The 26,128-nt window shown below is 38.7% G+C and carries 19 protein-coding genes; 3 read left to right on the top strand and 16 right to left on the bottom strand.

Going from position 1 to position 26,128, the window contains the following annotated elements:
* Nucleotides 1–41: 41 nt before the first annotated feature.
* The 4 genes from LPB68_RS12850 to LPB68_RS12835 form a co-directional block, all read right to left on the bottom strand.
* Complete coding sequence (locus LPB68_RS12850) at nt 42–1,058, bottom strand: SDR family oxidoreductase (protein WP_068660573.1); 1,017 nt, start codon at nt 1,056–1,058, stop codon at nt 42–44.
* A gap of 92 nt (nt 1,059–1,150) precedes the next feature.
* Nucleotides 1,151–3,754, bottom strand: coding sequence for a family 43 glycosylhydrolase (locus LPB68_RS12845; RefSeq protein ID WP_068660575.1), 2,604 nt, complete (start codon nt 3,752–3,754; stop codon nt 1,151–1,153).
* A gap of 263 nt (nt 3,755–4,017) precedes the next feature.
* A complete protein-coding gene (locus tag LPB68_RS12840; RefSeq protein WP_068660577.1) occupies nt 4,018–4,995 on the bottom strand; it encodes a ring-cleaving dioxygenase in 978 nt (325 codons plus the stop codon).
* Nucleotides 4,996–5,257: 262 nt separating this feature from the next.
* Nucleotides 5,258–6,490 (bottom strand): GHKL domain-containing protein, encoded by a 1,233-nt coding sequence (locus LPB68_RS12835; protein ID WP_232510288.1) that lies wholly within the window; start codon nt 6,488–6,490, stop codon nt 5,258–5,260.
* A 476-nt stretch (nt 6,491–6,966) separates the two neighbouring features.
* On the opposite strand from LPB68_RS12835, the gene LPB68_RS12830 reads away from it, so the two are divergent.
* Together LPB68_RS12830 and LPB68_RS12825 are read left to right on the top strand one after the other, a co-directional pair.
* Nucleotides 6,967–8,697, top strand: a complete 1,731-nt coding sequence (locus LPB68_RS12830; RefSeq protein WP_068660581.1) for a putative bifunctional diguanylate cyclase/phosphodiesterase — start codon at nt 6,967–6,969, stop codon at nt 8,695–8,697.
* A 157-nt stretch (nt 8,698–8,854) separates the two neighbouring features.
* Nucleotides 8,855–10,519: a histidine kinase N-terminal 7TM domain-containing diguanylate cyclase gene (locus tag LPB68_RS12825; protein WP_232510289.1), complete on the top strand. Its 1,665-nt coding sequence runs from the start codon at nt 8,855–8,857 to the stop codon at nt 10,517–10,519.
* Nucleotides 10,520–10,523: 4 nt separating this feature from the next.
* Here the strand turns inward: LPB68_RS12825 and LPB68_RS12820 are convergent, their stop codons facing one another.
* From LPB68_RS12820 to LPB68_RS12810, 3 genes are all read right to left on the bottom strand, one after another.
* Nucleotides 10,524–11,246 (bottom strand): hypothetical protein, encoded by a 723-nt coding sequence (locus tag LPB68_RS12820; protein ID WP_068660586.1) that lies wholly within the window; start codon nt 11,244–11,246, stop codon nt 10,524–10,526.
* Between the two features lie 379 nt (nt 11,247–11,625).
* Entirely contained in the window at nt 11,626–13,386 is a 1,761-nt protein-coding gene (dhaK, locus tag LPB68_RS12815; protein WP_068660588.1) for a dihydroxyacetone kinase subunit DhaK, read from the bottom strand.
* 5 nt (nt 13,387–13,391) lie between these two features.
* Nucleotides 13,392–14,525, bottom strand: a complete 1,134-nt coding sequence (locus LPB68_RS12810; RefSeq protein WP_068660590.1) for a glycerol dehydrogenase — start codon at nt 14,523–14,525, stop codon at nt 13,392–13,394.
* Nucleotides 14,526–14,731: 206 nt separating this feature from the next.
* Between LPB68_RS12810 and LPB68_RS12805 the strand changes: the two genes are divergently transcribed.
* A complete protein-coding gene (locus LPB68_RS12805) occupies nt 14,732–15,784 on the top strand; it encodes a PocR ligand-binding domain-containing protein (protein ID WP_068660592.1) in 1,053 nt (350 codons plus the stop codon).
* A gap of 52 nt (nt 15,785–15,836) precedes the next feature.
* Here LPB68_RS12805 and LPB68_RS12800 read toward each other — a convergent pair whose 3' ends face one another.
* The 9 genes from LPB68_RS12800 to LPB68_RS12760 form a co-directional block, all read right to left on the bottom strand.
* On the bottom strand, nt 15,837–16,499 hold the full coding sequence (locus LPB68_RS12800) for a YdeI/OmpD-associated family protein (RefSeq protein ID WP_068660594.1): 663 nt from the start codon (nt 16,497–16,499) through the stop codon (nt 15,837–15,839).
* Nucleotides 16,500–16,528: 29 nt separating this feature from the next.
* Nucleotides 16,529–17,374, bottom strand: a complete 846-nt coding sequence (locus LPB68_RS12795; protein ID WP_068660596.1) for a VOC family protein — start codon at nt 17,372–17,374, stop codon at nt 16,529–16,531.
* Nucleotides 17,375–17,724: 350 nt separating this feature from the next.
* Entirely contained in the window at nt 17,725–18,066 is a 342-nt protein-coding gene (locus tag LPB68_RS12790) for a zinc ribbon domain-containing protein YjdM (protein ID WP_068660975.1), read from the bottom strand.
* Nucleotides 18,067–18,339: 273 nt separating this feature from the next.
* Nucleotides 18,340–19,155, bottom strand: a complete 816-nt coding sequence (locus tag LPB68_RS12785; protein ID WP_068660598.1) for a MerR family transcriptional regulator — start codon at nt 19,153–19,155, stop codon at nt 18,340–18,342.
* A 78-nt stretch (nt 19,156–19,233) separates the two neighbouring features.
* A complete protein-coding gene (locus tag LPB68_RS12780) occupies nt 19,234–20,325 on the bottom strand; it encodes a GerAB/ArcD/ProY family transporter (RefSeq protein ID WP_068660977.1) in 1,092 nt (363 codons plus the stop codon).
* A 43-nt stretch (nt 20,326–20,368) separates the two neighbouring features.
* A complete protein-coding gene (locus LPB68_RS12775) occupies nt 20,369–21,598 on the bottom strand; it encodes a Ger(x)C family spore germination protein (protein ID WP_068660600.1) in 1,230 nt (409 codons plus the stop codon).
* Between the two features lie 12 nt (nt 21,599–21,610).
* Nucleotides 21,611–23,230 carry a spore germination protein gene (locus LPB68_RS12770; protein ID WP_068660602.1) on the bottom strand — a complete coding sequence of 540 codons (1,620 nt, stop codon included), beginning with the start codon at nt 23,228–23,230 and terminating at the stop codon, nt 21,611–21,613.
* A gap of 166 nt (nt 23,231–23,396) precedes the next feature.
* Nucleotides 23,397–24,095 (bottom strand): polysaccharide deacetylase family protein, encoded by a 699-nt coding sequence (locus LPB68_RS12765; protein WP_068660605.1) that lies wholly within the window; start codon nt 24,093–24,095, stop codon nt 23,397–23,399.
* A gap of 240 nt (nt 24,096–24,335) precedes the next feature.
* Complete coding sequence (locus tag LPB68_RS12760) at nt 24,336–25,892, bottom strand: methyl-accepting chemotaxis protein (protein WP_162274314.1); 1,557 nt, start codon at nt 25,890–25,892, stop codon at nt 24,336–24,338.
* Nucleotides 25,893–26,128: the final 236 nt, after the last annotated feature.

Here is a 26,128-nt window from a genome sequence, read left to right as displayed (position 1 = left end):
TCCTATATAGTTTAGGACTAAGGCTTCTTCTTATTATCTTTCTATTCCATTATGGTGATCAAAGCAGTGTTCAGTGCGCCAACAACTTTATCACACCAAACATCAAACTCCTGATCTTCCATTTGATATTCAGAATGCGCTAGAATGTATTCCACTGTCTGCTTAATTCCTTGATCTAACCGGGTAGTCGCAACGAATTCCGGAACAAGTCTCTTTAATTTAGAATTATCGAATACAACTGAGTTAGCCTTATCTCCAAGTAATCCGCCTCTATAATCTTCTTTACTACATGCAGCAAGAAATTCGGATGACACATGAACAGCATTGAGTTTCACACCTAAGGCATCGGCAATGATCTCGTATATTTGATTCCAAGTAACCGTCTCATCTGAGGTGATATGAACGGATTCTCCTATCGCATGAATATTGCCCATTAGGCCGATAAAACCTTTTGCAAAATCAGTATTATGCGTCATCGTCCATAAAGAGGTCCCATCTCCATGAATAATGACGGGTTTACCCTCAAGCATCCGCTTCGCCACTTGCCAACTACCTTTACTTCCATGAACACCCATTGGAATGGAACGTTCATCATAGGTGTGGCTTGGTCTTATAATCGTTATTGGGAAGCCATTCTCGCGATATTCTTTCATTAAATACTCTTCACAGGCAATCTTATTTCTAGAATATTCCCAATAAGGATTGGATAACGGCGTTCCCTCTGTAATTCTATAATCAGATAGTGGTGTCTGGTATGCAGAAGCCGAACTAATGAATATGAATTGCTTTGTTTTACCTTTGAATAATCGTACATCTCTTTCCAATTGAGCCTGCTCAAACGCTATGAAGTCAGCTACGACATCAAATTCCATGTTCTCAATTAGCTTAGCAACATGCTCCTCATCATGAATATCCGCTGTTATGAACTTTATGCCAGCGGGCAATTCCTCATTTCTAGTGCCACGATTTAATAAATATAGCTCGCAACCTGAGTCTATCAATTGCTTAGTAATGGCAGAACTAATCGTTCCTGTGCCTCCAATAAACAGCGCTTTCATAATCCACCTCCGAAAAGATTTGTAATGATGTACCTATCTATTCCTTAAGATAGCATGTGTTCATCGGTATGACAAATCTTTCGTTTGTGATCTTAAAAATTCTCCTTATAGTACAGTCCATCTACTTCTGCTTCTGATAATGCTGTATTAAATATCGCTACATTATCAAATTTGGCAGATGCTATATCTTGGTCTCCCCATATATTCCCGCTTCCTACTCGAACATCAATCAATTTAGCAAGGAAATTAGATTCAAAAGATACAGCTACATCCTTGTCAACTTTTCCAACAATCAGCCCATCTAAATAGACTACAATCCCCGTTGCATCGATTGTATACGTTACATGATGCCATGTATTACTAGTTAACCCTTTTGTAATCGCATCTGCATCAGCCCATGCTCCATTGGAATTAATTCTGGCGATTAAGTTGGCACCAAGTCTTGTGACAGGATATAGATCTTGTCCTCCGCCATTGGCTTCAAATAATGCACTATGTTCCCAGTAAGCTGCATTTTGTTTATCTACATTGACCCACATGGAGACGGTATATCCCTCTGATGTTATTCTATCGAAGGTATCTGTTGGTAACGCCAAATAATTCACCTTCTTAGCAGCAGCCGTATTTGTTACTTGTAGTATATTACCTCTCTGTTCATCTACCGCAATAGATGCAGAACCCATTAATGTAGCATTTCCCGATTTACTACCGTTATTGGGTATTTCGATTGAATTAACAGTAGTTGTGAAATCATATTGATAAATCGGTGTAACATTAAACTCAGATATCCCCAACACAATAATCTTATATGATTTACTTATTGCCTCTTTACCTTTCGTGATTCGGGCTGTTAACGTAACTTCTACATCTTCACCAAGACGCTTTACCTCGCCTGTTCTACTAAGCACATCTTCTCTGCTGGATGACCATGATATGTTTGTATTATTAGTACCTGAGGTTGGTAATGTGATATTTGATTTCACGCTCTCCGGAATTTCAGTATTTGCATCTAAATAATAAGCATCTAACTGAACCGCTTGGTTATTATTCTCAATGATTTTACTTCCCCAAATACTTTGATTGTTACTGCCAATAGCACTAAAGGTCATGACCTTTAGATCATAGACGGATTCATCGCTTTGTTTGAAGAACACCCCTTTATAAGTGATGCCATCGATAACGATATTCATATAATAAGTATGTTTCTTCATACTCCACGTACCTGTTACGTCACCACTCACACTGAAATCTTTATTTAAATGTACCTTTAAGGTTGGCAACATCGCAGATCCATTATTAGAATTACCATGGTTAATGAATTCGTAGGTACCCACAATGTCATTCGTAGAATATCCCTTTGCAGAAATCTTGTCACCATTATATTCATAAGGTACTACTACAGGCCATTTATCTTCATTCTGGAACATTTGATGTACTCTAACCTCATGATATTCAGTCCCCCCGTTGAATCGGGTGTGATATACAAGATACATCTGACCATTAGAATCGATGAAAGAAGAATTATGTCCCGGTGAACGATATCCAACCGTTGTATTTCCGAATTTGTAATTACCCATCAGTTTAATACCATAATCAACATTCGCTGTGTTGGCGTCTGGTAAAACTGCGTTTTTTCCTGATGCATCTACATAAGGACCCTCTGGTTCTGTCGATCTATACTGTCTCATATTATACCCGCCGGTAGCTCCCAATCCCGCATTAGTTACATATAAATAATAGTAGCCTGTCTTTTTATCATATACGACATAAGGACCTTCACCTGACTTCGTAAATCCTCCAGAAATTTTCGTCCCAAAATATCTATCGATAAGTCGACCATCGGTCGTCGTTCCATCCTCTCCAGGATAGATAGCCTTACCTGTGAGTTTATCGATTTCTAGAATAAAAATCCCACCGGACCAAGAACCGTAAGTCATCCACAGTTTGCCATTCTCATCATAAAATAGGTTCGCATCTATCGCATTTGTAAATAAGCTGTTATTGTAACTCCCGTCATCATTGAACCAATGTTCATTCGGTTCTGTGATCTTACCATTATCCAATAGCTCTTGAATATTGGTATTCGTATACTTCTTATTAATTACACTATTAGGATCATAAGCATCCTCTCTAGTAAATCCGGAATATACAATTGTATCCACATAAGTGTATGGACCTTCTATATTCTTCGATGCTGCATATCCGATCGCGGAACGTATATAAGTAGAACTAGCACTATAATAAATCAGATAAGCGCCTTTACTACCATCTACATTGATATAATCTTTATTCCAGATCACATCAGGTGCCCATATAGAGAAACCGCCTTTACTATCTGAATCATTCTCACCTGCCCAAGCAAAAGAGCCTGCTAGATTACTTGATAAATCCCCATATAGTACGTTGTCGGGTGTAGTGTAATCATTCGTAAATTTAGTCCAATTCTTTAAGTCTGTTGATTTCGCGGCTTCAATATGTGAACCAAATATATAGTATTCACCCTTTAGTTTTACAATAGAAGGATCGTGAACAGATACTCTATCTTTTTCTGCTTTGAGCGTTAACTCGTTATTGCCTTGATTGTCCACAGAGGAGGGTTTCTTATCTGCCAAACCTACACTTGGAGTTATTAATGCAGTCGTTATGACCAATGACAGTATACCTACTGCCAATTTATTTATTCTTTTTCTCAGCATATTACACCTCTATTTTTTATTTTGTGTACTACCAACCACGATATCTCACTTAATTAAGCGCTTACACTTTAATGAATGAGGCATTCTCTCCTTCCGTAAAGTTGGTTCAAGCTCAATTTCAAACAACAATTAGTTAATATATATGTAATTTATACATAGATATATTAATTTCAATAGTAATCCAAATTATGGCGAATGTAAATAAAATAGTAAACGACAAAAGAGCATCCCACTTAGGAATGCTCCTTCATCTACACATAAATTTACTCTTTAATATACTGTTGCGTACTCCGCACCGTATTTATTGGGCGAACTAATCTCTCAATTTGCTCGCGTTGAGGTTCTAAGAATGGGGGTAAGGATAGCTTCTCACCCAATGTTTCATAAGGCTCGTCGCCCATAAACCCTGGACCATCTGTTGCAAATTCGAATAGAATCTGTGGAGCAACCCGGCAGTATAATGATTCAAAGAAATGACGATCGACATAACCCGAAGTTGAGAAGTTGAATTGATCTAGACGCTCAGTCCATTCGTCTAATACCTTACGATCCTCAACACGAAAAGCTGTATGATGAACGGTCCCGTATCCTTGCTGTGCTCTAGGCAGAATCGTATTATAATCAACTACGACTTGCGCACCATTTCCTCCCTCTCCTACCTCAAATAGATGTTTGGATCCTTCCTTAGCAATTTCTTTAAACATTAGAACTTTTTCCATCATTTCTTTGAAGTAATCAAAGTTTGAAATACGGACAAAGATTGGTCCTAGTCCAGTAATTGCAAATTCCAATGGAACTGGTCCATTCTGCCAAGGTGTTCCTGAAGGTACTCCTTCATTCCGTTCATCTGAAATCAATTGATATTGTTGATCATCAAAATCGACGAAGCCTAGTACCTTTTTACCGAACAACTCTTGAATGCCGTGATGTTGTACATCCAGGCGATCAAAACGTTTCACCCAGTAATCCAATGCCGCATCACTTGGTACACGAAGTGAGGTTTTGTAAATCTCATCCGTACCATGCGTTCCCTTGCGAATCCCTGGAAAGTCGAAGAATGTCATGTCTGTCCCTGCACTCCCCTTATCATCCGCAAAGAACAGGTGATAAGACTGTATATCATCTTGATTCACTGTTTTCTTAACTAAACGCATGCCTAGAACATTTGTGAAAAACTCGTAGTTTTTCTCTGCACTACTTGTAATCGCTGTAACATGATGTATTCCTTTTAATCCGTTCATATTGTAATCCTCCATATCATCTTAAAAATTGTCATTTATTCGAGAGTCTTTAATTTAAGATAAATATATCATGATTATTAGAAGCTGTCAACATAACATACTATTAAACCATTTCAAGTAGAAACGGCAATGCCGTCCTTTTTCAAAGACGGCATCCGTTTCAGCGGAAATATAAGGATAAAAGTATCAAGTGAAACTTATATTTTCTTATATTTGAAACAAACCCAACACCGACGTGGTATTGGGTTATCAATAATCCGCTCTACATTTTTATCTCAATATAAAATTTATCATTTTTATGCTGACAATATATATCCCCTTTGTATATCTCAACCGTTCTTTTAATAATCCCTAAACCGTTGCCTCTACCTGGGCGTGTATTCTCTTTTGTAGTATAACTATTTTGCAGTAGTGTCTTTTGTTCTTTAGATGCAAGTTGAGCCGTATTCTCCACTGCGAACAAATATTTCTCACCAACTGTTTTACAAACAACATGAATCTCTTTAGGCAATACACCCATATACGTCTCTGTCGCTTCAATTGCATTATCCAAGAGATTCGCAAAAATTCTGGCTAAGTCCATTGACTCCACTCTGCTATATTCGTTCTGATCCGTCTCAAAGTACATTTGAATATTTTTAGATAGAGCAAGTTCCCATTTACTTTGAAATAAGACCATCAGAATCGGGTTTTTAATACGTAAGGACATATCCACAATTCTGGATTCATTCGTCAATTGTTTTAAATAGTCATTCGCTTTATCATACAGCTGCATATCCATTAATCCGATGAGAACTTGAAGATGGTTAATCATATCATGTCTGTTTGATTTAATCGTATCCGTTACTCTTCTAAGTTCAGATATATACATTTTCTCCGATTCTTTCAAATCCTGCTTCATCTGAAATTTATACCAACGGTATAAGCTAAATGTAACAAATAACAATACAATCGCGAATAAAACATCAATTACTAATATAAAAATATTACTTTTAAGGACTTGGTTCCGCACTAGCATTAATTCATTAGCATCAATATCAATGGCAATAACTCCAAGTATCTTTCCATCTTCACTGTAAAATGGTGCTCCAACAGATAAGTATGAACCATAGCTCCCATCTTTTATAATATTAGTAAAGTAGCTCTGGCCCTTCTTTGCTTCACTTACTTGAGTAGCAGGAACTGAACAAGGGGAGGATATTGCCAAGTCTTTCACACCTGAGGGAACTGCAGATACCATTACTTTAGATATATCTGTATCATCAAGCATCAAAACATATATATACAGTGCATTTATATGATTATAATATTGTTCTAAATATTGTTTAATTTGTTTACGATTCTCATCATCCTGTTTAGTTAATAGAAACTCTTGATATACGTCTTTATCCAGCCTCTCGGCAATATCTCTGGCTATTTCTATATATTGCTTTGCAAGTGCGACTTCCGCCGATTTACCTATATAATAATATGAAATCAACAGTTTGACACTCATAAGGACACTTAGCACAAAACAAGAAATGATTATAATATAAAAAATTTTCTTTTTTGAATATAAATTGTATTTCATTGACTCAATCCTTTTATCCTTTGTCTTATGTCTATTATCGTCGGATTATAGGGCTGAATCAATTAAATATTTCATAAGGAGATCCCCTCTATTTATCATTTAATAACCAAAAGGTAGCACATATTCACTTTCATTTTAATTTACAAATGAGATGATGAAGAACGAGGCTTTCCAACGTATCGAATCGTGCTTAATTGAACGAATGCAAAATGTTTCAATGGAAGAGTTGCAAGAAATCGAGCATGCGCTCGACCTCCTTCATCACAAGGTATTTTATTAAGGATAAATATAAAAATTCATATATTCTGTTGAATAGTACTCATAAATAGAGGATTTTAGATAATTTTGTAGAAAACCTTTTAGATATTATTTAGTGACTAGGTTTGAAATGGAGTGGTCCTGTGATACGAAGAAAGAATAAAGCGAGCAATCCTAATACGGGCAGCCAATTAGAACCAATTAATAAACGAACATTCAGCCCTGTATGGGCGTCCTCTAAAATTGCCGGTGTATATTTCATTATAGGATTCTTATGGATTCTATTAACCGATAAAATCGTTTCTTATTTCACGCAAGACTCTGAATTAATCAGATTGATTAATATGTTCAAAGATTGGCTATTCATTCTTATGACAGCATTACTTATCTTTGGATTAATTCTAGGGACGCTTAATCGTATTCAAAAGATGGAGAAGAAGCTACGAATCGCATACAAAGATAGAGTGTCTGCTTATCAAAATCTCGAAGCTACATATGAAGAAATCATAGCTACTGAGGACGAACTCAGACAACAATACGATCAACTGATTGAACAGCAACACAAGCTTACTAAAAGTGAAGAGAAGATGCATCAATTAGCCTATCACGATTTATTAACTGGTTTACCTAACCAAATAGATTTGTATGAAAATGGAGCTAATAAGATCCTTGAATTCTCCAATACTAATGTGGCTTTGATGTTTATTGATATTGATAATTTTAAATACATTAATGATACGATGGGCCATGAATTTGGTGATCGCCTGATTGTGAAGACAAGTCAGAGACTTATCTCTATTGTAGAACAAAGGGGTGAAGTTTACCGATTTGGTGGTGATGAATTCATCATTCTTTTACATTCGATCAAGAATCCAGATGACGTACAAGTAGTTGCCCATGAGATTCTGCATGGATTTAAGAAAACCATCGAGATGGACAACAGCCAATTACATATCAGTATTAGTATCGGTATCAGTATCTACCCAGAACATGGAAACAATATTATGGAATTAGTAAAACGTGCGGATATTGCTATGCATAAAGCGAAAGAAGCAGGTAAGGACCGCATTCTCGTCTTTGATTACCCCATGAATGATTCTTTCATTGAAAGGATGCACCTTGAGAAACAGTTATTTATGGCTATGGAGAACAATGAATTTGAACTCTATTATCAACCACAGATGGATTTGACACGGAATACGATTACGGGCTTAGAAGCACTTCTACGTTGGAACAATCCGGAGTTGGGAGAAGTCTCCCCTCATAAGTTCATCAAAGCAGCCGAAGATTCGCATCTGATTATTCCTTTGGGAACCTGGGTATTAACCACGGCCTGTACCTTCCTAAAGAAACTTCATGATTCTGGATTACATCACTTAACGATGTCTATCAACATTTCGATGATCCAATTACTGCAAGCTGATTTCAATGAAATTGTTCTAGACACTATACAAACCTGTGGTCTTGATCCTGCCTATCTGGAGCTAGAGATTACAGAGAGCGTGCTAGTTGAATCTTATGATCTTGTAACTAGCAAATTAAATGAACTAAAGAAACACAATATTAAAATTGCACTTGATGATTTTGGGACAGGTTATTCATCTTTGAGTTATCTGACAAATTTACCAATATCTACTTTAAAAATAGACAAGTCCTTTATTGATTCCATTCGGACGGGAACACATCAAGACGCTTTAATAGAGCAAATTATTATCATCGGTAAAAGAATGAATATGTGTGTCATTGCAGAGGGTGTAGAGCAGACAATGCAGCTGGAGTACTTACAAGAACAAGGCTGTGATAAAATTCAAGGTTATTTGTATAGCAAACCATTATCAGCACAAAACGTGATACAGTTCTTAAACCCCAATTGATCCTACGCCCTACTATCTTCGTAGCTCATAACTATTTAGTTTTGTTTATTTATGTTGTATTTTTCCACATCTGATTATATAGTACTAATATAACCTAGGCTCTTAGACCTAGGTTCATAGCTTGATGCAATCTCTTCAGTTGGGAGGACATAATAAATTGGCGGTTGTAGTATGGACTGACTTGATCATATTCATTCTTTTATTAGCACTATTCATATATGTGTTTGCTACTGTTACTATGACTCAATTACATAAAATCTATCTAGCATTCCACTTCACCATGATGTTATGGCCTTTCTATCAGTTTGCTATTAAGATAACGGATAGCCCGTCGGTGCAATTATTATATGTAAAACTATCATTTATTGACTTGGCTCTATTAACTACAGGCTGGTTACTCTTTACCTTTTTCCTTACAGATCATTCGCGATACCTGCGGAAAAGTGTAATCATTCTTCTTTATATGCCCATACTCATCATTGCCATAAGTGTAATCATTAACCCTGCTGGGATATTTGTCCTTCCCATGTACGATGGATATATTCAAAGAACCTACGGACCACTATTCTGGGTTATTCTTATTGTCTTGGTTTGCTATATTAGTATTTCTGTTTATCTCATATATTCAGCACTAAAATTCAATAACACCCCTCGTATAAAAAAACAAGTTATGCATGTACTTAAAGGAGTTGTGATACTGACTGCAATGGTGTTATTGGACATACTGTTCAATGTTGTATTGGCTTCAGACTTACCTGTTATTCCAGGTTTCACATCACTGGGTATTCTGCTCTCCGCTGTCTTTTTTGTGATTGCCATTCATCGTGATAAAGTATTGGATATTGTGACTATAGCTCATCAGGATATTATTGATACTATCGAACAAGGGATTTTGGTTCTCGATGATGATGAGATCGTTGTTGAAATCAATCAGTCGTTACTTCCTTATATTCATTTTCATATTGGTGATCGTTCCGATATAGAGGCTCTACTACCACCAGAACAGTCAGCAAGCACAATTGAGTCATTCTTACATACGTACCGAAATCTACCACTAGAAAGAGCAGAAATTGGGTTATTCTATCCAAGCGAAAATCGATACGTACATATTCATGTTTCACCTATCATTGTAAATAATTCCAAAGTTGGACGAATTATTACATTTCAAAATATGACCGAGATTCTTCAGCTCATCCATGATACTCACCTTCAGAATGAAATTCTACAAGAGCGTAATCTAGCATTGACAACAATACAAGAAGAATTGTTCCACACCAACCAGAAACTCAACCATATGGCTATAACCGACAGTTTAACAGGTTGCTATAATCGTCATTATTTGACGGAACAGTTAGAACAAGAAGTGAAGGAGAATATGAAACATCAAGTGCCTTTCACTATACTCCTTATTGATATTGACTTCTTCAAACAAGTCAATGATAACTATGGTCATTTAGTCGGTGATATTGTGATATGCGACACAGTAGAAGTGATTAAAAAGACATTACGTCACACCGATATTCTGGCTCGCTATGGTGGAGAGGAATTCATCGTTTATTTACCCAATACGGATCAAATACGGGCAAATATAATAGCTGAACGCCTTAAAACAACCATCGCGAACAATAAAGTAGTCGTGGACGATATTGCTCACGATGTATCAGTTACGATAAGCATGGGGCTGCTATCCATTAATAATTCGACACCTATAGAATCCAGTAAGTCTAATATAAAATTAAGTGATCTATTTGAATCGGTGGATAACGCTCTATATCAAGCTAAAGAGAGTGGGCGCAACCAAATTGTTAGTATTGTGGGATAAAGACTTATGGCGTCCATTGATCGTGAATAATTCCAACTAGAGCATGATCATCGCCAATTTTCTCGAAGACAAGACGCAGACTGCGCCAGTCCATTCCTTCAACAGAGGGATCAATCCCGTCAATATAATATTCAACGAAATCATGACTATCCTTAGGATAAACGTCTTTCAAATTATTAATTGTCGTGCTTTCTCCTAACCCTTCGTTCATAGCAATCTCGCCATCCTTGATGAAATCTGCATCATAGATAAATCGTTTATAGTATTCTGCGAATGTCATCTCAATTAAATCACCATTGCCAGGGAACGACCGCCATACATACTTTTGAGAATCCTCCATAGCATGCTTAATTTCATCTCTAGTAAGTAGAATATCTGTCTTCACATCAACGAACGCATAAGGTGAGAATCGTAACCCTTTCTCTGGATGTACCCAATCAGCTAGCGCGCTCATATCGTTAGCCTCTAGAGCCTTGATGACTGTTGTTGCCGCTTCTAACGCCGTTGGTGGAAGTCCCTCCTGTGGGTCGACTAGCGCTTGCTCGTCTTGTGGTTGTTCTGACAACTCTTCGGTTGGTTCTGACAGGTCCGTAGGTTGTTCTGCTTGTTCTTGTGGTTGCTCTTGCACTTGTGAGTTATTTGCGGAATCTGGTGTTTCATCACATGCAGTAAGCATTAACATAAGCGTACCAATAACAACCCATCCTATATTTTTAATTCTGTACATTATTTCACTCCTCTCCTGTTGCCTAACAAACGTATTTTACGCTACAAAAGTTGCGTTAGTTTTAAGGATCGGCTCTGAAACATCGTCAGCAGCAATTGTAAAAAGTACATCTAAATTCGTCCAATATTCTCTATTACCCAATTTAATTGCACAGAGTACATCTAATATCTGGATATTTGGCATTTTTCAGAGATAGCCCTTTTTTAGCTGTACCTTATACAACTATTGTCTACACTCACCTTTATCTTCTAGATTAAGTGTAGGTTTTTCCTATGGACTTAGAGTAACCGCCTCTACCGAAATATAAGACATAGAGGTCTAAGTGAACCTTATACTTTCCTGTAAATAAATCAAAGGCACCCGAGAGGGTGCCTTTGACTTATTTTATAGCTTGAGATAGTTCAGTAAAGATAACCCCGAGTGCATAGGCTCCTGCGTCTGGGTATCCAATACTTCGCTCACCTACAGTCCCAGCCCTTCCCATCCGCGCAACAATTGCTTCGGTCTGTTTCGCTCCTGCTACAGCAGCCTCTGCTGCCTTCGTAGATGCTACCTTCAAATCATCACCGTGACTTGCACTATTCTCCCAAGATTCAGCATATGGAGCAAGAGCATCAATTAGTGTCTTGTCCCCAACGACAGCCCCTCTGCCAAAAGATCTCTCTCCGGTATCTTGAATCCCTTTCACAACAGCACTCATCATTTTGGCAAACTCATCAATAGACAATTCTGTTTGATTTCCAACCTGTTTACTCGCTGCGCGGAATGCTGATCCCCAGATCGGGCCAGAAGCACCTCCGCAATGTTCCATTATAATGAGCGAACTAGCATCTAGGAAACTTCCAATATCCGTTGCATGATTACTTACAATGTCCTGCCATTCGGTCTTCAATTGCTTGAAGCCCTTTGCAATACTCATCCCGAAGTCACCATCTCCAGCATGCGCGTCTAACTCACAGAATGGAACCTCATTCTCGATGATGATTTCACTCATTTTATCCACGAGGAAGATGATATTGTTCAGTGTGAATTTGTTATTATCAACTTTTGCATATACAGCGTCAGTCTCACATTTGAATGATACAGATGTATGTTCATCTTCCTCAATAACAACCTCCGTATAGCTCACTGGGTCGAATGGTCCGTGAATCACTAGCGCAGGCGTCTCACAATCTTCCGATAATAATGATTTTAACTGATCGTCCAATTTCATAATCGAGAGCGATGCTCCTGCCATGTCTATACTGGTCATATAATTTCCAACCAACACTTTATATACCTTGATATGTCGAGAAGTAAGTTCACGAATGACTGAGTTATTCAGAAGATACAATTCTTGTAACGGCGTTGCTCCGAACCCATTAATCAATACGGCAATTTCTTGTGCACCGTTACTATCTATCTGTAAATTATTTAACAACGCACTCACCATTCTATCCGCCAGTTCATCAGCTGAAACTACGGGTTCTCTACGAATTCCTGGCTCACCATGGATCCCAACGCCATACTCCATTTCATCGTCTGCTAACTCAAAGGTTGGCGTCCCCTTAGCAGGAACCGTACAGGAAGTGAAGGCGAAACCGATACTTTTGGTACTGTCTATAGCCTTTTGAGCAACTTCCTTCACTTCACTCAAGGACATTCCTAACTCAGCTGCAGCACCAGCTATTTTATGCACGAAGATCGTTCCTGCAACGCCTCTATTACCTACGGTATAGAGACTATCTTCGACAGCTATATCATCATCTACTTTTACAAAATCTACTTCAAGACCGTCTTCTCCAGCAAGGTGAGCTGCATTCTTGAAGTTCATAATATCACCGCTATAATTTTTAATAATTAATAGCGTTCCTTTATTGCTAGCTGAGGATCTAATTGCTTGGTACACTTGGATTTGTGAAGGAGAAGCAAATACATCGCCACATACTGCGACATCTAACATTCCCTTTCCAATAAATCCAGCATGTGCGGGCTCATGTCCACTTCCCCCACCACTAATGAGTGTTACTTTACTTTGATTTATATCTTTTTTCATAATGATCTTATATTTACTATTAAACTCTAAATTAGGATGAGCAAGAACGATACCGTTACACATCTCTCTAACTAGCGTTTCGGGCTTATTGATTATTTTCTTCATGGGATTCAGTCCTTACTCTGTTTGAATTTTCGACCCAGTTGATCGGCTACCATGATCGCTGCTGCCACCGCTTCCTCTGTAATCGGGAATGGCATCGAATGAATAGATTCTTCTGGAATACAAGCCTTCTGAGCTACGGTCAGCGCTTCTTCATAAGAAATACTATCCACGCCAATATCGGCCAGACATACAGGAAGACCAACGGATACACAGAACGCTAATACTTCATTCAATTCTTCCTGCTCTGCATTCTCAAGCACAAGTTGAGCAATGGTGCTAAAAGCTACTTTTTCCCCATGATAATAATGATGTGTTCCCTCTAGGGAAGTTAAACCATTATGAATAGCGTGAGCTGCTGCTAATCCACCACTTTCGAACCCTAATCCTGATAAAAGAATATTCGCTTCAATAATGTTCTCAAGTGCTGGTGTCACTAAATTGCAATCACTAGCTACCTTAGCCTGAATTCCATCTTTCAACAACGTATCATAGCAGAACTTAGCAAGTACTAATGCTGTGTTCGTCCCTTTAGCCGCACCACATACGCCCTCACGTACACCACAAGGCAACCCTGCATTGACGTTAGAGTAAGATCTTGAGGTAGCTCTTGCTTCAAAATAGGTTGAGAGCGCATCTCCCATTCCGGACACTAGAAATCTAGTAGGAGCGTTGGCTATCACCGTTGTATCAATCATGACAACACTTGGGCTTTGATTGAAATAGGCATATTCGTCAAATTCACCTTCTGGTGTATACATAACGGCCGAATGACTTGTTGGTGCATCGGTCGCAGCAATCGTCGGTACTATGATTAATGCTTCCCCTTCTGCTACACATTTAGCCGTATCAATCGCTTTTCCTCCACCTAATCCAATCGTACATGAACAGGATTTCTCCTTGGCTAGCTCTTGCAATCTCTGCACCTCTTCGCGAGAACATTCCCCGTGGAAACCACCTTCAACCAACGTGATTTGAAACTTATTTATAGTAGATTCTAGTTTTTCTTTCACTCGCTTTACATCATCTGGATGAGCAATGAGAAGAGCAGAGTCCCCGAATGTTTTTACAAAGTACCCCAAATTCAATAATTCATCTTCACCTTGAACATATTTCGTTGGGCTTATAAAAGCTTTTCTCATCATTAATTCCTCCTTTAGATATCATGATTCCATTATAGTCTAAACATAATTCATAAACATTGGACGATCACTGCTATTTCAAGCGCTTTCAGATTGTGTTTTTTTGTTATTTCTCATGTGAATAGTATAATTTTGTCCTTCTAACGGTTTACTATAGTATAATGTTGGAGAGGTAATTTCTATTCGTGTTTAGGGAGTGTACCGGCATGAGCAACCCGTTATTTCATTTAGAGAATATTATGGATTTAGAGAAATGGCATAAGCTACAAGACTCTCTAGCGCTAGTGACCAAGATGGCAATCATTACTGTTGATTACAAAGGCATTCCTGTTACTAAACACAGCTATTGTCAGCCCTTCTGCCAAGGTGTAAGGAAAGATTCCGTCCTATCATCCTATTGTCAGAAATGCGATGCCAGGGGAGGATTAGAAGCGGTACGATTGGATAAACCCTATATCTACAAATGTCATTTCAATATCATTGATATTGCGGTACCGATCATTATTGACAATCAATACATCGGAGCGGTCATGGCTGGACAAATCAAGCTACGAGATGCAGATTCGGATGCACTTGAACAGATCGTATCTCGACCTTCGAATTCAGAGACCGATCATAAATTCAAAGCACTTGAAGAAGATTATCTTTCTCTACCCATCTTATCCTATGAGGAAGTCTCTACCATCGCTGATATGTTGTTTCACCTATGTCATTATATCGTTGAAGAAGCCATCCATAAGAATGCAACGATCGAACTGTATAAAAAGACGCTGTCCATCGACACAGATCACCCATTTGCGGAATCAATGAACTCAACAGATCTTACTTATCGAAATATACAAGCGATGCAGAGTGAGCTTTCCAGTACTCTCATTGACAATCAAATCAAAAGGTTTACCTCTAGTGAGGTTCGATCTTCTAACCCGTTACTACAACCTGCATTTGATTATATCTATCATCATAAGAATGAGAATATCACTTTAACTAAGCTAGCAAAGCTATGCCACATTAGTCCCAGTTATTTCAGTCGAATATTTATGAAAGAAACCGGGGAGAATTTCTCCGTATTCACTCCACGAATCAAAATGGAGTGGGCCAAACAACTGTTGGAGACAACGGAACAATCCATCAATCAAATCAGTGATGATCTGGGATTCTGTGATGCTGGATATTTCATCAAGACCTTTAAAAAGTTCGAAAGTCTAACTCCAGCAGTGTACCGAAGTATTTATCGGGAGAAACATGAAATGGGCACCTAGATTAGGTGCCCATTAGTAAATTTATACGCTATTTAGACATGTACGAATTGGCTTATTTAAGATATAAGTCACGACTCTTATAACCTGCCTGAAGAATCATTTTCATTTCCTCTCGTCGCTTTTCTCTGGTCCCCTCTTGTTTGGCACTATAGACATACCGCGCCCAATCCTTGCGGTACCCTGGAGTAAGCGAACGGTAAAAGCTAAGTAACTCTGGCGTATCTTCTAAATCTTGTTCCACATTAGGCATGAAGGAAATATAATCATCTACACATTGACTAGATTTCGAAGATGTCTTATTTTTACCCTTCGCATCCTCTTTAAGGCCAACAACAGTAAAGACGTCATCCATTCCTACCATGCGTGCAAATTTGATATCGCTTATCCCGATATATCCACTATCATCACTACCAATTCCCGATAACAAGTCATCTCGATGAATAAATGTAGGGTATACTTTATTTCCCTTCTTGGGATACGCCAGGAAGAGATAACCCTGTTTGTTAAGATACTGATGTTCAATCACCTGATCAACCAGTTTTTTCATACTTGCCATATCTAACACAAAAGCAAATATGAGATCATAAGCACCATCTTTGAGTGTAGTATCATAACCTGACAACTCCGCAAGATAGTCCGTTCCTTCAGGTTTATTCAATACGGCGACCCGTTCATACTTTTGCAAATTCAGCTTGTCTACTATTGATTTAGTCATTACGTGGCATCTCCTGTATCACTATATTCTCAAATAACTAGTAATATCTGATTTCCTGCAGGATCACTCGTTAAATATCCATCTAACTCTTTGATAACTGATACACCTGCTTGCTCAAGCTTAGCAACTGCACTCTGTCTTACTTCTTCATTAGAATATACCAGGGTATACCATTTCAATCCAACCATATTCTTCGGCGGAGTTGGTGCTCCAACCCCCTGCCAAGTGTTGATTGCAATGTGATGGTGGTATTCTCCAGTAGACATGAAGGCAGCCTGCGGGTAATGCGACACGGTATTAAACCCAAGTACTTCATTATAAAATTGCTCCGCCTGCTTCACGTTCCCAACATGAAGATGGATATGTCCCATAATTGTGCCCGATGGCAATCCGCTCCATGGCTCATCACTTTCAGCAAGTATTCCTTGTGCATCTATCTGAAGTGTCGCCATTTCTACTAGACCATTCTCCCATTTCCATTCCGATGAAGGGCGGTCCCAATATACCTCGATCCCATTCCCGTCTGGATCTGAAATATATAATGCCTCGCTCACATAATGATCGCCAGCACCAAACGGGTAACCTGTTTCAACTAAGTGGCGTAGAAATACAGCAAGATCCCCACGCTCTGGTAACAATAGAGCGAAGTGATAGAGCCCCGAATGATGCCCAGCAAGTGGTATGACATCCGACGGTTGCTCAAGCGTAACTAAAGGTGTCTTCCCATTAGCCGTTAAAGATGCCGTATGATCTGTCTTTTCCAATACACGTAAACCAATGATATTCTCATAAAATGCCACTGCACGATCTAACTCTCTGACCTTTATATTCACCTCTCCAACATAAACATTTGGTTCTTGATGAAATTTACTCATATATAACACATCCTTTTATATTTGTTTGACATTAACTTAAATAAAGTTAGTAACTATAATTATATAATATATTGTATCGTCAGTAATGTAAAGCTTAACTATTACATTCTACTAACCCCTATGATTTACATTTATATGCAAAAAAACACCCAGGGTCGATGCCGTATCGACTCCAGGTGGCTTGCTTGGAACAGCCAAGTATAAACGCCTTCGGCGTCCTTATAAGGACGGTAAGTGTTTAAGCGAGAAATATAAGATATAAAGTATAGCGTAAAACTTATACTTTCTTATATTTTGAAAAACTCGTAAGGTACTGAGATAGCACTAGACGAGTTTCTTCATACAACCAATTAAATCTTTTTAACAAATTCAGATTTCAATTTCATAGCCCCGAAGCCATCAATTTTACAATCAATATCATGATCGCCATCAACCAAACGTATGTTTTTAACTTTTGTTCCTATTTTCAGAACAGATGAACTGCCTTTTACTTTCAGGTCTTTGATTACCGTTACAGAATCACCACCATTTAAGACATTTCCATTCGCATCTTTGATAATCTTTGGTCCTTCACTATTCTCGGAATCTGATTCTAAAGTCCATTCGTGCGCACATTCTGGGCAGATTAGAAGATTCCCATCCTCGTATGTATATTCCGAATTACATTTTGGACAATTGGGTAAATCACTCATCATTCATATCCTCCATCTAGCTATTATTGATTCTAATGAATCAATTTCATAATTACGCAAACCCATTTAAATAGTTCTTATTTAAGCTGCATAGGCGATTATGAAATTGATTCTAGTATGCTTATATTCTGCCATAGTCCTCTCTTCATGACAAATAACCTAATTAAAGTACCAAGTAAAACTTATACTTTCTTAAATTTAAATAAAGCCAAAAGATCACTTACAAGAAGTGACCTTTTGCTTTTTAACATCCTATTTGGATTCGTCTTTGAATTAAGAATTCTTTACAGGATAGCACACCTCGGTAATCCAGTGATCGGGATCTGGCTCCGTTGCCGGCCCAACATGGTAGATGTTAAACATCGAACCATCGTATTCATAGCCATTATCCGAGATCCAGTTCGCTATCGACACGTTAACCTCGTTGAGTAGGGCATAACTACCAGTAAACATGGCTGAGGCTACCGTGATCGGGGACACTTTTTTGAACCGCACATGCTCCGTATCTTTATATGCTCCCGTAACGGTAAGTTGGATTTCGACATCAACGTCACTGTCCTTATACCCCTCATCGTGGAAGATCGCCAGACTATAACATGGATTGGAAATACGCAGATGATCTCCTGCTTCTTTCTGCAATCGTGACCAAAGCTGGCCTTCCTGATCATAAGCTGGAATAGTATCTCTCAGACTCGCTACATATCTCTCCGGTATTTCTTTTAAAATAACATCATAGTTCATAATTCCACGATCCTTTCCTATTCTTTGAATAGTATTGTGAAGAAGCGCCAGCTTTTTCTGTATCACTTCTTCCTCTTCTTTCATTTGGGTATATTGTATCAAGAGGAACTTCCGTAGACTCTCCGCATCATCATATTCTCTGAGAATCTGTCCAATCGTGGGAATACTAAACCCCATCCCCTTCAGCACCTGTATTCTGTTTGCAATCGTCAATTGTGTCGCACTGTAATAGCGATACCCTGTGAAATCATCAATATGGTCTGGAATAAGCAGACCCAGTTCATTATAATGTCGTAGCATCCGGATACTAATTCGCGACAGTTTTGAGAAATCACCTATTCTAATCATATTTATCCTTTCTACCGGTAAATTTTGAGCTCATATATATAATGAAGTATGACACTGTGAGAGAGTCAAGGGGTTTATTTAGCTTGCCTTCTTCTTTCTTCGAATTAGCATAACTATATACAGTAACAAAGGCAGAACGAATTGGAATACGGGCCACCAATATTTGACCACAACACCGCGGCCGATCTCAATATGATGAATGTAGTTGGGAGAGATAAAGGCAAGCCCATATATGAGAGCAGCCAAAGGAAGTACCCATTTCTTAGAACTGATTCCAGTAATTCTTTCCATACCGATCGTCGCACCATTGAAAAATGCTGCCATTTTGACCCCTAAACCTAGAAAGAGAACTAAGGTGAAGAAGGCATCCATTCGTTCAAGCACCTCTGGTAATTGAATCAATTGTACGGTTGTTAGAAACGGTAACGTGATATTAGCTGCGAGCTTTGGGCCCAGAACAAGTATATTCAGTTGATTAAAAGCTGTTAAAAAAAGCGCAGTTAGAGAATAGGAGATGATCACCGCTCTTGAGAGATTTCTTCCTTTCGTTGCAAGCGGGTAAAAGACAAGAAATAATACTGTCTGTCCGAAGGGAAAAGAGACAATATCAGGAATGGCTGCCTTTAAGACCGGCTTCAGCCCCTTCTCAAGAATCGGTTGAAAGAACTCGATGTGAAGAAGGCCGGTAGCTGGTATTAATATACTGATTACCACATAAGTAATAACGATAACAGGAAAAATAATCATGCAGACAAAGAAGAAGATTTCGGGGCCATAGCGAACCGTGTTGGATATAACTATAATTGTAACCAACATAATAATCCAAAGGGATGTTTGATTCAATAAAGTCATGACCGTCACTTCACCTAAATCACGTAAATTCCGCGAAGTCTCATAAGTGAAGTAGCCAACAAACAGAAGATTCATGATGGTACCTAAATATTTACCCAAGTAACGGCGAAATAACAGAAACAAATCCAGACTCGGGTCCTGTCGATGGATGGACAGGTGTAATAGAAGCAGGAATAGGCCAACTATTGCCCCGATCAACATGGCTAACCAAGCATCTTGCTTGGCTTCACCACCCAGCATAAATAGGGTTGTACTGCCAATCTCGAATAATGATAAGGTAACAATCAACTCAGACACTCGGCTTGTAGTTTGGCTCATAGGCTTCATTTCAGCTCCTTTAGCAAATTGTGTGTTCCTGTTATTATTTATCCTTTTCAGGCCCCAACAATTTACTGAAGGATTTTTGAATTAATCCGGGTCGTTTGATTACAGCATTGACCTCTATGTCAATATCCATGTTTGCCAATTCCTCGGACCATGAATCTTTTATTTCTCTCCAGATTTTAGGGTGTTTGCGATAGATCATATCTGCGACGCCAATCAGGTCGACTTTCAGTTTCTGTACCGATTTCCAGCCCTCAAGAATTTGTGACTCGATCACCTGCTCCACTTGTTGTTGCATGGTATTCATACTTTTGGATGTTTGAATATTTTCTTGTGAAGTGGATTCTACCAATTCTCCGCTAACGTTTGCCTCCACTTTGATAGAGAATTGTTGAGCATCTTTTACAGGTGTGATTTTAACCTTAGCCTTAAGGATCCGGAAAGTGGATATTCCTGTATCCTTATTCACATCATCGAAGGAAAAGGTGCTGCCGTTAATGTGATTGGTTAGCCATGAAATTCCGAGGCTTTCCGCTTGGTTCAATTTTCCTACTCGCTTGTCTCCTTTAAAGACGCTTAAGGCTGACAACATCAGCTTAGCTTGGGTTGATGTCTTTTTGAAAATATCAACGGACTCCAGCTTTTCCCCCTCAGTACCAAATAAGGATAACTCTGGAACCCCTGCAGCACCGCTCTCGGAACTGATTTTCAAGGCGAATTCATACATGGATATAGAAGGATAGAACGATCCCCGTCGATTTTCTTCCTCCAAGATCTTTACTAGTGTTTGACCAGGAACCTTATCCGGTGGTACAAGCATTTTCATAAATTCACGGGCTGACCCGTCGACAATTAGCACTTTTACAGTTTCCCGCGATTCAGAGTTACGCAGATAGCCATCAATAATTTCTGCAACTCCTTCTTCTGCGGCTTTTTTACCGATAAGGATGATATTGTTATGGGCAAAATACAGCTTGCGCGGAAATTCCAGATTACTGATATTATTCGCCTCTCTGATTGTTTTACCATGTGTTGAAAAGGTGTGTACAACGGATTGGCTAGCGCCCCCTCCAGTAGCTCCACCTGAGGGAGATGACATCGCGGAAGGGTTGATTACTTGGTACGTCACGGTCCAATCACCCTGCTTCCCATCCACGCCAGTAGCTGTTGTGATTCCTATTTCGTTCAATTCAATACGGTTGCCACATCCTGTGAGTGGTAATCCTATAACAAGTATAATGGAAATAACAACCCATGATCGATGCACGATGATCTCTCCTTATTTCTGAGTATCTGACCCTTCTGTATTTTCCTCCGGATCTGAAAAGTCTGGATATTGATGAGGCGCCTGCCGTGTCTTGTTGGTACCAGATTTTTCATCGGGCCGGGTCTTCATCGCCCACCACGGTGCTCTGATGAGCAAATCCTTCATATTCGATTTATAGAAGGGGGCGTAAGGTGTCATGTAATTAACTCCGAAAGATTTAAGAGAGACGAGATGTACTAGAATGGGAATGGTGCCTGCTAGAATTCCGAATAAACCGAGTGTTCCCGCTAGAAGCATAAGTGCAAAACGAATTAGCCGAACAGCCGATGCCATATTAAAATATGGGATAACAAAGTTCGATATAGCCGTGAAGGATACTACGATAACCATCGCACCCGAGACTAGACCAGCTTCCACTGCTGCTTGACCAATCACCAAAGCTCCTACAATGGAGATGGCTGGACCGATAACGCGGGGCATTCGAACTCCAGCTTCACGAATAACTTCAAAGATTAACTCCATAATTAAAGCTTCCATTAAAGCTGGAAAAGGTGTCCCTTCCCGTTGGGAAGCAAGAGTAATAAGTAAGGTTGTGGGTAAAATTTCCTGTTGAAAAGTCGTAACGGCAATATACATGGACGGAAGCAACAGGGCGATTATGAAAGAAACCATACGGATCATCCGCAGGAAAGTTGAAATATCATATCGTTGGTAGTAATCATCACTTGACTGAAAAAAATTAAAAAAGGTAACGGGTGCAATGAGAACAAAAGGTGTTCCATCAACCATTACAGCGAATTGTCCATCTAAAAGGCATCCGGCGACAGTATCAGGCCGCTCTGTATTAATCATCGTCGGAAATGGAGTAATGGGTTCATCCTGAATAAATTCTTCGATATACCCACTTTCGAGGATGCTGTCCGTATCAATGGCTTGAAGTCGCTTCGTGACTTCCGCGATCACCTCCGGTCTCGCAATTCCTTCTATATAGACCAGTGTAACTCTCGTTTGCGTATGTAAACCGATGATATGACTCTCCAGCTTTAGGTCAGGTGTCTTTAGCCTCCGTCTTAATAGAGTAATATTGGTTGAAAGTTCTTCTGTAAATCCCTCTTTAGGACCTCGAATAACGGTTTGGGATGAGGGTTCCTCTATTGCTCGTCTGATCCCACCTGAGATGGTGATAGCCAAGGCATATTGGATGCCATCAATGGCAATTATTACGGTTCCGGATAGAATGGCATGAATAAGCTGATCTTCGGAGTGGATGATTTGTATATTTCCCATAGGTAGCTTCTTCTTTAATAAGGCGGTTGCTGTATGGACGTCAGATATATAGGAAGCTGCAGAATCCATTTCTGTAATTAAGGCTTCGATTAGATCCGAGAGGAGTTTTTGGTCGATCAGCCCTTCAATATAACAAATAGCAAGAAAATTGGAGTCAGTAGATTTTTCAGAGAAATCACGTATGATGAAATCCGGGCTGTTTCCAAGTTTTGATTGCAGGAAAGATAGCGTCTGGGACAATGATATATTTATAGGTACGGTTGACGTATATTGTTTTGCTCTTACCGCATCTTGTCCACGACTTTTTGCGGGTTTGATAACCTTCTTAATCCAACTCATGAGCACATCCCCCCTCATTTCCTTGATCAACCAATAACATTTACTTTTTGGCTGGAAAATATATGGAATATAGGACATTCATGTATAATTTTATTATTTTTTCGATTTAAAAAAGCCTATGCTGCCGCAATATCGTATGCGGTCATCATTGGCTTATAAGGGATATTTCTACTTATATCACAAACTTAGGATTCACAAATTCAACGCCTTGTTCCATGACGTAATCAATAAGAATTTTATAATATTCAGGGATTAGAGCTTCTGTATTCTCATGATCATGTAAAAGAATAATGTGGTTTGTATTCTCCTCTAGCAATACGGCGCCATTCTGTGGATTGGAGTCGTGAATTCGCTCAATAATACTTTCATATGTAAATTCATCAGCGTTGTGAAGTTGATATTCTGCAAAATCAAATGTCCAGAAAACATCAATATCCAGATTCATCTGCTCGTTCTTATACCCGTCGAATTCAACTGCACGATCATCGATGCGATTAAATCCATTTTCACGCAAATAGTCTTGGATTAATACTTTGTTCTTGCCACCTTTTGCCCCATAAGGAAAGCGAAATAGTTTATATTGGCGTTCAACTCCAGCTACTTCGTGTAACCGTGTCATCCATTCTTCCTGTTGTTCAATTTCACTAACACATTCGTCAAATGTAATATCGTTGAAACAAGGATGGCTATAACTGTGATTACCAATAACAGCGCCTTGTTGTAAGGCATAGACTCCCTCTTCGAAATGTTTCTCCATTTGTTGCCCATAGAAAAATAGGATCGGTGTAATATTCTTAGAAGTAAGATAATCGATCATCTGCCGTGTGATTGTTGTTGGTCCATCATCAATGGTTAAGTAAGCTTTGCTCATAGTAAGCTCTCCTTTACTATTTCATATTCAAGTTCATATTCAAGGCTAATATATCAATCCCTTTTTCATGAATCGTGTTATCCTACTTTCCATGTTTTCCTCTTGATTTTATCAGAAAGAATACCTAAAGGATGCATATTTGAACAAATAGACTGTCCCTAGCCATTGCCATGACTTTAGGGGCAGTCTATAGAATAAGTGAAGAAAATGATAACTGTCTGTTAACAAGTTAGTCTAGTGCTAAATTTTAAATCTTCGTATTAACCCATTGAGTTGTTCGGAAAGCTTAGAAAGTTCATTTGAACTCAGAGCGACTTCTTCCATCGAACTAGTAATTTGTTGAGAGGATGCCGATGTTTCTTCAACTCCGGCAGAAGACTGTTCCGTAATCGCTGAAATCTCAGTAATGGACGCATTCAGTTCTTCACTATTTGAAGATATGGTTTCTAAATTCATAGAAATCGTATTAATATTGTGGACCATGTTATTCACAGATTCTTTAATCTGTTCGAATGTTTCAACTGTGGTTTGAATTTGATTCGTTCCTTTTTCCACTTCTTCGTAGCTTCCCTTCAAGGATTCAGCTACAATAGTCGTATCCGATTGCATCTTTTCCACGATGAACGTAATGTCTTGAACAGAAATATCGACTTGTTCAGAGAGTTTCTTCACCTCACCAGCAACAACTCCGAAACCTCTTCCATGTTCACCAGCTCTAGCTGCTTCAATGGCAGCATTCAAAGCTAATAAATTCGTTTGTTTCGCAATTTCTTTAATAACCAGTATTAATTTTGATATTTCTTGTGACTGGACATCCAATCCATGCATTTTCAGAATGGCGTCTTGAACGATTTGATCAATCTTGGTCATTTGTTTATTTGACGAATCCATCAATTGGCTACCTTTTTCAGTCAAATCCAAAACAGCAGATGATGAATCTTTAGCTTGTTCACCATCTTCATTCATGACTTCAATTTTCGACATCAAGTTACTCATTAATTCTGAAATATCACTCGCACTACTTGCTTGGGATTCCGCTCCAGTAGCTAATTCATGCATCGTTTTCGATACTTGCTCGGAACCTCTCTTCACCTCATCAGAAGATTGCGCCAATTCTTCACTATGAGTGCTAACTGTTTCTGAGACGGTATTCACTTTCGTTAAGATATCTTTCATGTTAAAGTTCATTTCATTTGTGGCCACAATAAGTTGACCCACTTCATCTTGCGAGTGAACATCCAACGGCTCCTGACTGATATCTCCAGCAGCCACTAACTTCATACGTTTCATAACTCTTATAATTGGCTTACTAATGATGCTTGAGGTAATAACTGATGTCACAATACTAAGAATGACCATAAGAACAGTGATAACAGTCCCAGCCATAATTACTGAATTTCCTTTAGCAATATTATCTTGTCCTAGAGCTAAGACTTCTGTTTGATGTTTTTGCCCCAACTGGTCCATAGTAGCAATAAGCTCATCTGAAATAGGTTTTGCCTTTTCAACCAAATTTTTAATAGCCAAATCTTTGTTTCCTTGTTCTGCTACATGAAGGACGTCTTCCATGATGATTGTTCTAAATATAGCATCCTTTGCAAAGTGATCCTCTACCATGGCTACATCCGTTGTATTCTCCAAAAATTGTGCTTTTAGTTCTTGGCTACTAATTGTAAATTTTTTAAAAGATTCTATAAATGATGGTTCCCCTACTGCGAGGTATCCAAAAATAAGATCATATCCTATTGTGTCTACATAAGCTTGATCCAACAACATCGATTCCACTTTAGTATTCATATTATCCGTATTCTGATTAATCTCATTAACTTCGATATTGTTATAGACACCTAACATAAGCATCAATATTACGACAATGGAGAATCCAAATATGACCCTACCTCTAATACTTTTAAATCTGAATAAATTCTTAATGATGACTACCACCTTTTTCTAGTTAGTAATATGAAGTTAGCAAAGCAAATCTAATTTTAAACATATATTTGGTAAAAATAAAGGTGATAATTTTTATTTCT

The sequence above is a fragment of the Paenibacillus crassostreae genome (genome assembly GCF_001857945.1).
Classification (GTDB): domain Bacteria; phylum Bacillota; class Bacilli; order Paenibacillales; family Paenibacillaceae; genus Paenibacillus_AQ; species Paenibacillus_AQ crassostreae.
This window is presented reverse-complemented; position numbering and strand designations above follow the sequence as displayed.